Source organism: Mycobacterium szulgai (genome assembly GCF_002116635.1).
Taxonomy (GTDB): domain Bacteria; phylum Actinomycetota; class Actinomycetes; order Mycobacteriales; family Mycobacteriaceae; genus Mycobacterium; species Mycobacterium szulgai.
The window spans coordinates 36153-49375 of sequence record NZ_LQPW01000013.1; the positions used below are offsets into that span (position 1 = coordinate 36153).

The following is a 13223-nucleotide window of genomic DNA, read 5'->3' on the forward strand; positions in this document are numbered from 1 at the left end:
CCTTTTGTGGGCTTAGCGCTAGTGCGAAAATCCGCTGGCGTCACTGCAACTGGTAGCGGCGCCCGCTGGCGTCAGACTTCGATACGCGCACCGATGATCACGGTACGGTCCAGTGGCAGCCCAAAGTATTCGGCCGCGTCGGCGGTGCTGTACGAGGTCGCAATGAACAGGCGCTTGCGCCATGGCGCCATGGTTGGTGCCGTTCCTTTGATCAGCTCGAGCTTCGACAGGAAGTAGGAAGCTTCGTCGACGGCGATCGGGCCCTCGGTTTGGGCCGGATCGAGCTGCCGAAGCGCAGCACAGACATTCGGCGTTTCCATGTATCCGAAGTGTGCGGTCACGTGGACGATGCCGTCCTTGGCGTAGCCGAGCGCGTCAACTTGGGTCCGCCCGGACTCGGGCACTCGGGGCACCGGAAGCGTATCGATCGCCATGATCACCACCTGCTCGTGCAGCACCCGATTGTGTTCGACGTTGGCGCGCATGGCCAGCGGCGCGGTCTGTTTGCCCCGGTTGAGGAAAATTGCCGTTCCGGGAACACGCGTCACCGGCGGCTTGCCCGCGGCGAGGCCGTCGACGAACTCGCGTAGTGGCCCTTCGGCCTCTTCCCTTGCGTGGGTGACAATTTCGCGTCCGCGTTGCCAGGTGGTCATGACGGTGAAGGCGATTACGGCGATCAGCAGCGGCAGCCAGGCCCCGTGCACCAGTTTGGTCAGGTTGGCCGCCAGGAACATCACGTCGACCAACAGCAGAGCCCCGCCGCCTGTCACGACCAGCCACAGCGGTGTTCCCCACCGGGTACGGGCGATGTAGAGGAACAGCAGCGTGGTGATCGTGATCGTTCCGGTGACCGCCATTCCGAACGCGAAAGCCAGTGCAGCCGAACTGCGGAACGCAAACACCAGAGTGAGCACCGAGATGAGCAATAGACCGTTGATCCACGGCACATAGATTTGGCCGATTGTCGACTCCGACGTGTGGGCTATCCGCAGTCTCGGCAGATAACCAAGTTGAGCGGCCTGTGAAGCCACCGAGAATGCACCGGTGATCACGGCCTGCGAGGCGATCACCGTCGCGGCCGTGGCCAATAGCACCATCGGCAACCGTGCCCAATCCGGAATGAGCAAAAAGAAGGGCGCGCTGACGGCTCCGGTGTTACCGAGCAGCAGTGCGCCCTGGCCGAGGTAGTTGAGGGCACATCCCGGCAACACCAGTAACAGCCAACCCGACGTTATCGCGCGCCGGCCGAAGTGCCCCATGTCGGCATACAGCGCCTCGGCGCCGGTCACCGAAAGCACAACTGCGGCAAGCGAGAAGAACGCGAAGTGGAAATGCCCGACCATGAACTTCGCCGCGTACACCGGTGAGAGCGCCTTGAGGATCTCTGGATGATCGGCGATTCCTGCCACTCCGCACGCACCGATCGCGGCAAACCAAGCGATCATCACCGGCCCGAAGAGGCGCCCGACGGCGCCGGTCCCGTGCCGTTGCACGGCGAACAGCGCGATGATGATCACCGCGGTGATCGGCACGATCCAGGTATTGAGTTGCGGCTCGATGACCTTGACGCCTTCGACCGCCGACAGCACCGAGATCGCGGGGGTGATCATGCTGTCGCCGAAGAACAGCGCCGCGCCAAACAGGCCCAAGGCGCTCAGGGCCATGACCGCACGGCGCGTGGGCCAACGGCCCAGCAGCGTGATGAGCGCCATGATGCCGCCCTCGCCGTGGTTGTCGGCTCGCATCACCAGGCTGACGTAGGTCAGCGTCACGATCAGCATCACCGACCAGAAGATCAACGACACGACGCCGTACACGTTGTCGGTGCTGATGGGCACCGGGTGCGGGTCATCGGGGTTGAAGACGGTTTGGATCGTGTAGATGGGGCTGGTGCCGATGTCGCCGAACACCACACCGAGTGCACCTACCACCACGGCGGTTGCCTTGACCGGGCTTGCTTTGACCGTGCCGAGCCGTTGCCGCAACACAGGTTCGGGATTTGTTTGCACGATTGATCGTACTCAGCCCAGGTACCGGCCGAACCATTCCAATAGCCGCTGCCAGGCGTCGGCCGCCGCGACTGGGTTGTAGCGCGGACCGGTGTCGTTGAAGAATGCGTGGTCGGCGTCGGGTTCGACGACCAGTTCGTTGACCAGTTTGGCGCGCTCGAGTGCTGCTTTGGCCGCCGATTGAGAGCCGGTCACGCGATTGTCGAGGGCGCCATAGATTGCCAGCACGGCAGCCTTGGCCCCGGCGAAGTCAGCGTTGTCCGGGAGCGGTCCATAGAACGGGACGGCGGCGGAGACTCCCAGTGCGCCCGCGGCCAGCAGCTGCCAGACCAATCCCCCGCCGAAACAGAAGCCGACCACGCCGACCTTCTGTCCGGGAGCCCGCAGCTTCAGTTGGGCCACAGCGGAATTGAGGTCGTGGACGAACTGCTCGGGCGAAATGGTGCCCAGTGCAGCGGTTGCTTCGGCGGGGTCGGCAAAGGCGCCGGTTCCGCCCTTTCCCGACAACAGGTCAACGGCCATCGCTGAATACCCGGCCCCGGCCAGTCGACCGGCGACCGACCGCACCCAGTCGTTCAATCCCTTGTTCTCATGGATGACCAGCACAGCGCCTTTGGAGTTCGCGGCCTGCGCCCACGCGGCCTGAAGCTGGCCCTGGGGGCCGGGCCAGGTAATGGGCGAGGTGGGTAGCGCACCGGCCATGCCGGGTGGTTGGGCTGAGGTGGGGGCACCGGCCGAACTTGTCGCACCGGACGTGGGGCCGGCGGGAGCTTGATCTGGTTGTTGCGGCTTGGAGCAGGCCGCGATCAGTGCGCTCGCGGCTGCCGCACTTACGCCGAGCAAGGCCAGCCGTCGCATGGCTTGGCGTCTGGTCAGCAAGCCGTCGACGTGGTCGGTCGCGATCTCTTCGGCGAGGTAGTGCTGTAGCGAGGTCACGTTGGCGAGTATGCGCGCGAAAGCTGTGGTTGACACCCCACTGTCAACCGAGTTAATTGGCCGTTATGACAGATGTTTCTATGATCTCGGCCCAAGGTGTCGTAGTGGGTATGTGGCAAGCCCTTTCGCGGCGGGACTGGGATGCGGTCAAGACGTTCTTGTCGGAGGACTGTCTCTACGTCGACATGCCGATGCCGGCGGTATCGGCCCGGGGCCCGGAGAACATCGTCAAGCGCCTCAAGATCGGGTTGGAGCCGCTGGCGGGCTACGAGAATCATGACGGCACGTTGCTGGCCGACGGTTCTGATGTCATGTACGAGCACTCCGAGACCTGGACGTTCCCCTCCGGGGAAAGCGGGGTGCTGCGGTTCGTCACCGTCCACCGGGTTGTCGACGGGAAAATCGCTGTCTGGAAAGACTATTGGGACATGAACACCCTGGTCAGCTTCGCCCCGCCCAGTCACTTCGAGAACCTGGCGAGCGGTGACAGTAGCTGGGTTTTTGACGCCACCGGCCTCGTCTGAGCGGTCCCACCGCGGGCCGATCTCGGGCCGGTAGTCGCCGGCGACAACGCTCTATATCACACCATTGATGTGACCAACAGTTTGCCGGATCTGGCCGCACTCCTCCCCTCCTGGCATGGCCGACGAGGGGAAGATTCCCGGGGACGAGCCGGTGCGGATGCCGATGTCCAAGCTGGCGCAAGGTCACCAACGCACTAACCGACGACAGCCCAAGCCAGTCGGTCAGCTGAGTGTCGAAATCGGCCGGTGAGCTAGACGTCCGACCCGGCAGAATCGAGGTTCCCAGATTCCCGTTGGCCCGCTCCACGAGCCCCTTGGTTTCACGATCATACGGCCGGGCCTGAACCTGGCGGGTGCCCAGCACGCCGCAGAACCCGGCTGCACCGTCAGCCAGCCGGTCGCGCTGGCCGATACCGGACTCGTTGTCCCACAACATTGTTCGTGGGACTGCGCCGATGCCGCCGGATAGCAGCTGCCCCATCCCGGCCAGCAGATCCCGGTGACTCACGAGGGGATCATCAACGCGGCGATGAACCGCGTATATGCGGCGACCATCACCGAGACCGGAAACGAGCGCAATAGCCCGCCGTGGTCGGGCACCACCTGCCCGGGGAACCACAGATCGCACTGGAACTGCTCACCGCGCCGATGGACCAGCCGGTCACACGGATCGGCCCGCGCCTACTGCGGCCTGATCTTGGACACGTTCTCGCTGAACCACGAACGCTCTCCCGTCCAGCCGACCCGGTCGGCGATAGCCGACGGGATGTACTGCACGCCGAGCACGGTGCTGATCGACCGGTTACTGGACGAGCGGCAGTAACCGCCCTCCGCGGCAATCCTTCAGTGAATCTTGCACGGAGATAAGTGGTAGTAGTGTTGTCACCCGCCAGGAAGGGGATGAGAGTGCTTGACGTTGACTTGGAGCAGTTGATGTCCTCGGGACGGCACGCGAGCGGGCAAGCCGAGGATTTGGCGACCGCGTTTCTGTCCGCCGACAATCGCGTCGAGGCAGCCCAATACGGATGGGCCGGCGCATCTGCGATGGTGCTCATCGCCAGGATGGCCCGCTGGCTAACAGCATCGCAGGCCTTGATTGGCAAGGTCGCAGATCACGGATTCGCGCTACAAGATGCGGCCGCACAGTACGCGGCCGCCGAGGCGCAACGCGCACAAGCGCTCGCAGACGTCGCTGCCGCTGCCGATAGCCGGGCTTCGCTAAGGCACTGAGGCATGACCCTATCGGTGGCCGACATCGATCGGTGGAACGCGGAGGCAGTGCGCGAGGTATTTCACGCGGCCACCGCCCGATCGCAGGCCGCTACTGGGGCTTGTCGCGAATTATCGTCGCTGTCGATATTCACGACCTGGCAGGGCGCAGCCCATGATGCCGCCGCGCACCAAAACGCGACGATTCGCCAAGACCTTGACGACCACGGCAATGAGGCGCTGGCAGTGGCACGGGCAGCGGGCAAAGCCGCCGACGACATCGACAAGGTCAAAGCCGACCTGGCGAAGTTGCGGGCAGATGTCACCGCCGCGGAGATGGAAATTGACCCCCTGAGCAACCAAGTGCTGGCCATTCCCAGGGCGCGATATAGCGCTGCGGACTGGGCCAAGATACAAGAAGAGCGCGCGGCACTGCAGGCGCGTTTGACTGCGATTGTGGCCGAAGCCAACGCCGTGGATCAGGAGTTGGCTACCGCGATCAATATGGCCGATGGCGACGCGCCTATTCCCCCAGGGCCCCATGACAATCGGCCAGACATTCAGCAGGCGTTGTCAAAGCCATTGCCGGAGGACCCCAACCAATTCACCGATCTGTGGAACAAGCTCACCCCGGAAGAAAAGGACTGGTTATACAGCCAAGACCACAACATCGGTAATCACCCCGGCATGCCGTGGGACCCGCCCGACCATTTAGGCAAGGACCACTACAACCGGCTACATCTGCCAGAACTTCAGCAACAGGCACAAGCTAACGTCGACAGTCTGCAGCAACGCGTCGACGCGCTGGCACGCCAGATCTATATGGGCGACCACAGCGCAGCGACGACCAACGAATTCAATTCCCTTGCGCCCCAACTGCTGGCGGCCCGGCATAGCCTTGACGGCTATAAGGCAGTGCAGGCCGACTTGAACCGCAAGGATGGTGTACCCCGGTATCTTGGCCTTATTGACGACAAAGGTCACGCCGCGGTCGCGATCGGGAACCCCGACTACGCTACGCGGAATGCGATCTTGGTGCCCGGCACCGGCCAAGACCTCGCTGCCTTCGAGGGCAGCGATTCGAAATCATTGGCCATGTACAGAGCCGCACTGCGGGCCGATCCCACTCTCAGGCCCGGCGACGTGGCGGTAACGACGTGGATGGGCTATGACCGTCCGATGGACCTCTTCCAAGCGGCATGGCCCGATCGTGCTCAGGCGGGCGGAGCCGCTTTGGATGCGTTTGAAGCCGGGCAGCGCGCCTCCCACGTCGGAGCCCCATCCATCGACACGGTGGTCGGACACAGCTATGGCTCAACCCTGGTCGGCGGGGCCGCATCAGGTGGGAATCATCTGGACGCCAACAACGTCATCGCGGTCGGCAGCCCCGGCATGCTTGTCCATCACGCGGGCGACCTCAACCTCGATCCGGGTGCCAACGTTTATTCAATGAGGGCACGCAACGACATCATTGAGTTGGTCACCGACATGACGCTGGGCCACGATCCCGCGGCCGCCGACTTCGGTGCGACACGCTTGTTTGCAGCATCAGGCCCCAGCAGCGACCCGCTCGGGCTATCCCCAAGCGTCGCAGCGCACAGCAGCTACTGGGACTACGACAACCCGGCACTACGGAACATGGGCGCCGTCATCGCCGGCGTTCCGCCTCCCCAGCCCATCCCCAAATGATGGAGGACGTTAGGCACCAATGAACGAAGTCAGTCAGCGACCCGCGGTGCGTATTCTCTGCGCTCTCGTGTTGGTCATGTTCGTCGGTGCCTGCAGTCACGAACGCCCGCTCGGGCCCCCAACGCCGACTGGCGCTACCCCCCTTGGAGGACCGCCCATGGAATCAGCACCACCACCGCCACCGGGATGGAAGCTGCAACCCGTCATCCCCAAAAGCCAACAGCAGGCCCAAGATACGGTAATCGGCTACCTCAAGAAGACCCTGCAGGCGCTCCCCCCAGGAACCACCCTTGACGCCACCCGCTACGGCGGCGGCGCCAAAACCACCCCATGCAAAGACGTCGTCAGCGGCACACCACCGATAGAGTTCTCCACGGTCGGCGACCTCAAGCCTCCACCCGGCACCGATTTCGCCGCCCTCGTTGCCAAAGCCGGTGAAACCTGGAAGAGCTGGGGCTGGCAGGTCTACGAACGAGACGGCTTCTACAAGCCCAACCGCTTTGGTTACGCCCCTGACGGATACAGCCTGAGCATCGAATCAACGTCCCGGCCGGACTACCCTCCCACCCTCGGGGGAGTCTCACCCTGCTTTCCGCCTGATCTGCCCGATGACCGCAGCGCGTTCCCGATGATCCTCAGCGGGTGACGGGAGGATCGACTTCACGTCCACTCATTTTAACCGGGCCTAACCGGGGTATTGATCTACGGTATGGGATGGCATTCCACGTAAATGGCTGTGCCTGCGGACATTCCACTGAAAATCCTGATGTTGCGGTGCCTTTGCCGTCCCATGCCCACTCGCTCACTGCTGGTGTGTACACCCTCAAGTCTGGCAAGTCCGCCCGCCAGTGGCTGGCAAGCACGCAAGGTGCAGCACGTAATCTCAAACACAAACGCCCAGGGCATGGATCTGCCGAACCAATGCGCCAGCTCGAGCTCCTGGTCGCTCCCGACTATCCCCCTAGCCTTCAAGGCATTTCGCCGTGCTTTCGGCCCGATCTGCCTGATGAACGCAGCCGCTTCCCGATGATCCCCGGCGGGTGACGGGAGGACAGACTTCACATCCCTCACCGAGAAACACAACACCCCGCAAATTTTGAACGGGATGGCGTACGTCGTCTCGGTGAAGCCTGGTTAGGCCCAGCAAAACGGTTACGTGTCAAACTCGTAGCCGTGATGCCAAGGGCGGCGTACGAGCGAATGCGGGCAGCGCATCTCGATGCGGTCGGGGCCGCTCTCGAAGGTCACCTGACCCGACTGGATTGGTCGCGCCAACAGATCGAGGACTACCAAAACCACCGCCTGCGGGCCTTTCTCAGCTATGCCATGCAGCGGTCGCCATTTCACGCCCGGCGGCTGCGCGGCCTCGACCCCGCCGGCGCGTCGATCGCCGATCTTGCCTCGCTGCCGATGATGACCAAGCAGGACGCCCAGCAGCAGTGGGATGCCATCGTCACCTGTGTCGATCTCGACCGCGCCGGTGCCGAGCGCGTTCTTGCGCAGCAGCAAGGGTTTTCGTACACCGACAGCGATCAACAGGTGTTCAGCTCGGGTGGCTCCAGCGGGGTGCGCGGTGTCTATGTGTGGGATTGGAGCTTCTACATTTCGGCGGCGTGTCTAGCCTGGCGGATGCAGGCGCGCGACGAGCGCCGCAGTCCCGGGTCCGGCCCGGCACGGTTGGCCGTGCTGTCGGCCGGTGTGCCGCCGCACGCCAGCACGCCCTTGTTCGACGTGCCGACCGCGCCGAACATGCAGACCGTGGTGATCGGTGCGGGTGCACCGTTCGGCGAGGTGCTCGCCGCGGTGTCGGCCGCCCGGCCGACTCATTTGGTGGGCTATCCGACGGTGATCGGTCGGCTGGCCCGCGCGCAGTTGGCCGGGCAGCTTCGCATCAACCCGGTGCGGGTGAGCACCAACTCCGAGCCGCTGCTGGACGAGGACCGCACCGCAATAACCGAGGCGTGGCAGCCGGTCATCCACAACCTATGGGGCTCAACGGAAATCGGCGTGCAGGCCGTCGGCTGCGGGTATGGCCAGGGACTGCACGTGTGCGAGGACGAGGTCGTCCTCGAACGCGTCGACGACAACGGCAGACCGGTCGGCCCCGGTGAGCCGGCTGCGCGGACGCTGGCCACCGGACTCGCCAATCGCACATTTCCGTTTATCCGGTATGACCTCGGCGACCAGGTCTTGCCGCTGGAGGGCAACTGCGCCTGCGGCAGTTCCTTCGCCCGGATCGCCGATATCGGCGGGCGCCGCGACGACGACTTCGGGTACGGGGAAACGACGGTGCCCGCCATCGCCTTTCGTCACGTGCTGGGTACCGATCCGCGGATTTCGGAGTACCAGGTCACCCAGACCGCGACCGGAGCCGATATCCAGGTCGTCGGCAGCCCAGGAGTGCAGGCGCTGACCGCGTCGCTGATCGCCGCGCTGCGCCGCTATGGGTTGGCGAATCCGACGATCAATATCCAAGTGGCCGACAGCCTGCAGCGGCACCAGGCCAGCGGAAAGTTGCGGCGCTTCGTGCCGCTAAAGGGGGTGAAGCAGTCATGATTCGGCAAGTCGCTTAAGGCATTTCAAGGTGCCGGCCAGGGTACGACCCACCTGACGAACCGCTATCCGATCGGCGATGTATCCGAATATTCCGCCCGGCGCCTGATACGACAGCCGGAAGGTGACCTTCGTCCGGCCGTCGGCGGCGTCGCGCAATCTGATCCGACCGCGCAGCGTGACACCGGTGATGCCGACCCAGGCCAGGTCCCGGCCCTCGTCGAACTCCACCACCTCGATCAGGCCGCCGACGGGAACCGAACCGATTTTCCAGTGCACGGTGTATCGGGCGCCAACGCCGGTGGCCTGGTCGTTTGCGCTCTCCCAGCGTTCCAGGTTGGTCATGAACGACGGATAGCAATCCGGGGCGCTGACAATTTTCCACACCGCGTCGCGGTCGGCGTTGATCACGCAACGGCGTTCGACGCGCATCAGCCGATCACCGGGAATCGCCGTTCGGCGGCCAGACGGTCGACGCCGCCCTGCAGACTTTCCATCACCTTGTCGTGCACGGCCTGGTCATCCCCGTCGACCTCGATGGGGTCCTGGACTTCGATCACGATCTTGGTGGGCAGTGGTATGTGGCCGGCCAGGTCGCTGATGTTGAGACCCCACGGCAGGGCCAGTGAGATCGGAATGCTCTTGAGCCGCAGCAGCTTGTCGGCCATCAGCAGCTTGGCCAGCCATTGGCCGCGGTTGAGGAACAGTGCGCTCTCCTGGCCGCCGACGCTGGCCACCGGCACGATCGGCACGCCGGCGTCGCGGGCCAGGCGCACGTATCCCATGCGCCCGCCGAAGTCGACCTGGTGGCGCTCCCAGGACGGGCGGAACACTTCGTAGTCGCCACCGGGATAGACCAGCAGCGCCGCCCCGGAATCCAGTGCCAGCCGGGCGTTTTCGTGGTTGGCCGCGACGGTGCCGAACTTGCGCAGCCAGCCCAGCGGCGGTGCCGACACCACCAAATTGTGGGCCAATTGGTAGAACGGCCGCTCGACGCCGAAGTACGAACAGAACGCCAGGGTGAACACGAACGTATCGGGGGGCACGTTGCCGCCGCTATGGTTGCCGACCAGCAGTACCGGTCCCTCGGCCGGAATTCGGTCCATCCCCCGCACATCGGCCCGGAAATACAACGACGCCAGCAGCCACGTGCCCGGCAGCTGATCGCGGATGTAGTCGGGATCCCGCTGGTCGAGGTCGGCCTTGGGTACCCGCGACACGACCTGCGTCCGCGCCCAGTTCAAGGCATCGCCGAGGGCTCCCATAACCGCCTATATACCCCGGTGTCACCCGGGGCCAAACGCGTAAATGCGGGCGGCGTTGTCGTGGGCGAGCAAATCGACCACCCGAATGGCATCGCCTTCGCTCCAGTCGCCGCTAGCGACGAACTCGCCTAGGACGCGGTGAATTCCGTTGCGCCACAGGGTTGCACCGAGATAGTGCAGTTCTGCCGGGCCGAACCCGTCCGAGGAGTACACGATCTTGCGGAACGGCGCGAGCTCGAGCAGCCTGGCCAAAAACGCCGGTGCCCGCGCCCCCAGGTGGTTTACGCTCAACCCGCAGTCGACGTAGACGTTGTTGAGCGCCTGGGCAAGGTAGCCGGCTTCCCGCTCGTAGGGATAGCAGTGCAGTAACACGATCGGGGTTTCCCCTGATTGCCGCAGGAAGTCCAGCAGCAACAGCGGGTTGGTCCGGTGCAGATCGCAGTCCCGGTCGCCGAACCCGACATGCAATTGCAGTGGCTTGCCGAGCCGCAGCGCCTGATGTAACCCGAAGCGCAACAGCACCCGGTCGCTTAGTCGGGTGCCGCCTTCGTCGCGCCACCGCCGGGCCGCCGCGGCGACCTGTGCCGCCGGCGGTTCGGTCAGATCGCCGTCGAAACCGCCTCGGTAGGCCAGGATCGACTTGGTACCGACCGCGGTGATCATGCGCCGGTGCAAGATTTCATCGAATGCCGAGGCGTAGTCGCCCGGTGCCTGCGCGGCCTGCTCGGCGACCTGCTCCAGCCGAACCACCTCCGCGGTTTGGCCTCCGGACAGGTCGCTCAGCGTCGCAAGATCGGTTGTGTCCTCGTCGATTCCGGTATCGAACAGCCACCGGGACACACCGGCGGCACGGAGAAACAGCGCGGCCAGCTCGGTCTCGCTGAATTGACAGCGGCGTTCCCAATAGTCTTGCGGCTGCGCGTGTCTGGGCAACTTCAGAATCTGGCTGCAATGGTTGCGCACTGCGAAGCCCAGCTGGGAGTCGAATCCGGAATCGAACGCCGCAAGCGCCTCGGTGTTGGCCTCGTTGAGCGCGTTCTCGAAGCGCCGCTGGTCCCCCGCCGTCAGCCAGCATCCGTGGACGTGCTGATCAATGAGCGCCACTTCGCCGATGTGTTGGGCCAGCGCCGACGAGTCAGACACCCGTTAAAGGCTCCAGGCCATCCGGAACTGGTCGGTCAAGTGGTCGGGACCGAATTCGTTGTAGCGGTCATGCTCTAGCCGGCGGACCGCGACGACCATGTCGACAACTGGGTCACCGAGTATGTCGCGCAACAGCTTTGAATTACCAAGGGTGGAAATTGCCTTGATTTGCGACTCCGACAGACACACGATGCCGGCTCTGGCTAGGTCCATCTCGGAAAGCTGCCCCGGATCTTTCGTCGTTTCCGGTGGCAACACCGCTTTGGTCTTGATTCCGTCGAGAGCGAGCCCAAGGATGGTGGCCGACGCATAGTACGGGTTTGCCGACGGGTCGATCACCTTGACTTCCACGTTTGCGCCATGCGGATTTGCCGGGCCGGCCGGGATGAAACGCACTGCGGCTTCCCGGTTTTCGATGCCCCAGCACACATAGGCCCCGGCCCAATTGCCGGGCTGCATGCGCAAACCTGACACGACGGATCCGCACAAGACGCCCTGCGCTTCCGGAAGTCCCCTGAGCAATCCCGCCACCGCCTGCGTACCGGCCGTTGTCATGCCAGCTGGACCGGTGCCACCGGAGAACAGCGGGCCGTCCGAGGTGGTCAATGAAATATGTTGGTGGGCACCGGATCCGACATCGCCGGCGAACGGCGCCGGTGACAGGCTGACGCGTAGTCCGTGACGGCGCGCCGCGCGACCGACGATGAGCCGGGTCAGGACCAATTGGTCGGCTGCGGCCAGCGGTGCCGCCGGAGCCAACGAGAGCTCGAATTGGTTGGCACCGTACTCGGGGTGAAACTGCTCGATCGCAACGCCGGCGGTCGCGGCCGAGGTAATCACATCGCGGATGAATGCCTCATGCTCGAGCACACCGGCTAGGCCGTACTGTGCCCACATCGTCGACGGCAGCCTGCTCCCGTCGGGACCGACCAGCACAAATTCGACTTCGTGGCCGACCATTGCTTCCATCCCGGCCTCGGCGAGCACGGCCTCGACGCGGCCCAGGGTGCCGCGGCCGCACATGGCAACCGGGGTGCCGTCTTGTTGGAAGAACGCGGCAGGCGCCCATGCCAGACCGTCGCCGATGATGCGCAGCGCCGACAGATCGATCCGCACGCGCTGATCCCCGATCACCCCGATTTCCTCGGTGAAAGCGATACCGGTCTGATCGATGGCAAACGCGTGCCACGAGGGACTGGCCCCCAGACCGGGATCGGCGAACGTGTTCGTCCGGCGAATCGGCACGGCTTTTGCGTGCGTGAGCCCGGCGGGGTTCATGACGGTTCCGATTACGGTGTCGACGCCCGCAGCCTCTAATTGGGCGATCGCCGCAGCGGCAAGAGGTGTGGCAGTCATGGCCTCGCTGGTGCCTACGCGCGGCTGGGCAACGTCAGCTTGCAGGTCTGGCCGATGTCAAGGGTGCGCAACACCCGGCCCATGCCCACCCACAGGGCGCAGGACAGCGCCAGATCCGCGAGCAACTCCTCGGAAAACACTGCGCTGCACCGGCTCCAGAAGTCTTCGTCGTCACGCAGCGCGGTGTGCTCGGTGGCGAACCGGTACGCGAATTCGGCTGCCAGCCGCTCCTGTTCGCTGTAGCCCGGCCAGGTGCGCCACTGCGTGGCGTGCTCGTACAGCTCTTCGTCGACACCGGCGGCGGGTCCGTCAGCGTCGCGGGTGTTGGCGCAAACGATGCATTCGTTGGCGTCGGCGATCACCGCCCGCGCCAGCTCGCGGGTGCGCAGTGGCAGCCGATTCTTGGTGTAGACCATCTGACTGAAGTTGGCGATCGCACCGCCGAGGTCCGGGGATTTCATGACCCAGCCGTAGACGTCGTCGTCAGCGAATGTTCCGATTCGGCTCATGGCGTGATGGTACGCCCCGGCAAGACACCG

General features: G+C 64.4%; 12 protein-coding genes and 1 pseudogene. 5 read left to right on the forward strand and 8 right to left on the reverse strand.

The annotated features are described in order from the left end of the window. Positions 1-71 precede the first annotated feature (71 nt). On the reverse strand, positions 72-1988 hold the full coding sequence (locus AWC27_RS03190) for a potassium transporter Kup (RefSeq protein ID WP_425437467.1): 1917 nt from the start codon (positions 1986-1988) through the stop codon (positions 72-74). 33 nt (positions 1989-2021) lie between these two features. After that, complete coding sequence (locus AWC27_RS03195; RefSeq protein ID WP_085669234.1) at positions 2022-2945, reverse strand: dienelactone hydrolase family protein; 924 nt, start codon at positions 2943-2945, stop codon at positions 2022-2024. Positions 2946-3010: 65 nt separating this feature from the next. Between AWC27_RS03195 and AWC27_RS03200 the strand changes: the two genes are divergently transcribed. Continuing rightward, positions 3011-3469: a nuclear transport factor 2 family protein gene (locus AWC27_RS03200; RefSeq protein ID WP_372516824.1), complete on the forward strand. Its 459-nt coding sequence runs from the start codon at positions 3011-3013 to the stop codon at positions 3467-3469. A 211-nt stretch (positions 3470-3680) separates the two neighbouring features. Here AWC27_RS03200 and AWC27_RS03205 read toward each other — a convergent pair. Then, positions 3681-4231 (reverse strand): annotated as a pseudogene (locus tag AWC27_RS03205) (IS21 family transposase); the annotation flags it as partial. 144 nt (positions 4232-4375) lie between these two features. On the opposite strand from AWC27_RS03205, the gene AWC27_RS03210 reads away from it, so the two are divergent. The 4 genes from AWC27_RS03210 (at position 4376) to AWC27_RS03230 (ending at position 8923) form a co-directional block, all read left to right on the forward strand. Then, positions 4376-4699 carry a WXG100 family type VII secretion target gene (locus tag AWC27_RS03210; RefSeq protein WP_264078718.1) on the forward strand — a complete coding sequence of 108 codons (324 nt, stop codon included), beginning with the start codon at positions 4376-4378 and terminating at the stop codon, positions 4697-4699. 3 nt (positions 4700-4702) lie between these two features. Continuing rightward, positions 4703-6367, forward strand: a complete 1665-nt coding sequence (locus AWC27_RS03215; protein ID WP_085669162.1) for an alpha/beta hydrolase — start codon at positions 4703-4705, stop codon at positions 6365-6367. Positions 6368-6524: 157 nt separating this feature from the next. Next, positions 6525-7013, forward strand: a complete 489-nt coding sequence (locus AWC27_RS03220) for a hypothetical protein (protein ID WP_245846811.1) — start codon at positions 6525-6527, stop codon at positions 7011-7013. A gap of 530 nt (positions 7014-7543) precedes the next feature. After that, positions 7544-8923, forward strand: coding sequence for a phenylacetate--CoA ligase family protein (locus AWC27_RS03230; RefSeq protein ID WP_085669164.1), 1380 nt, complete (start codon positions 7544-7546; stop codon positions 8921-8923). Here the strand turns inward: AWC27_RS03230 and AWC27_RS03235 are convergent. From AWC27_RS03235 to AWC27_RS03255, 5 genes are read right to left on the reverse strand one after another with little or no spacing between them, the layout of a single operon-like run. Next, on the reverse strand, positions 8918-9352 hold the full coding sequence (locus AWC27_RS03235; RefSeq protein WP_085669165.1) for an SRPBCC family protein: 435 nt from the start codon (positions 9350-9352) through the stop codon (positions 8918-8920). The two genes, AWC27_RS03230 and AWC27_RS03235, sit on opposite strands and share 6 nt — an antisense overlap. After that, positions 9352-10185 (reverse strand): lysophospholipid acyltransferase family protein, encoded by an 834-nt coding sequence (locus AWC27_RS03240; protein WP_085669166.1) that lies wholly within the window; start codon positions 10183-10185, stop codon positions 9352-9354. The genes AWC27_RS03235 and AWC27_RS03240 overlap by 1 nt, the downstream gene beginning before the upstream one ends. A gap of 21 nt (positions 10186-10206) precedes the next feature. After that, a complete protein-coding gene (locus AWC27_RS03245; RefSeq protein ID WP_085669167.1) occupies positions 10207-11328 on the reverse strand; it encodes an amidohydrolase family protein in 1122 nt (373 codons plus the stop codon). A 3-nt stretch (positions 11329-11331) separates the two neighbouring features. Then, positions 11332-12684, reverse strand: coding sequence for a type I glutamate--ammonia ligase (locus tag AWC27_RS03250; RefSeq protein ID WP_085669168.1), 1353 nt, complete (start codon positions 12682-12684; stop codon positions 11332-11334). A gap of 14 nt (positions 12685-12698) precedes the next feature. Next, on the reverse strand, positions 12699-13193 hold the full coding sequence (locus tag AWC27_RS03255) for a carboxymuconolactone decarboxylase family protein (RefSeq protein WP_085669169.1): 495 nt from the start codon (positions 13191-13193) through the stop codon (positions 12699-12701). Positions 13194-13223 lie beyond the last annotated feature (30 nt).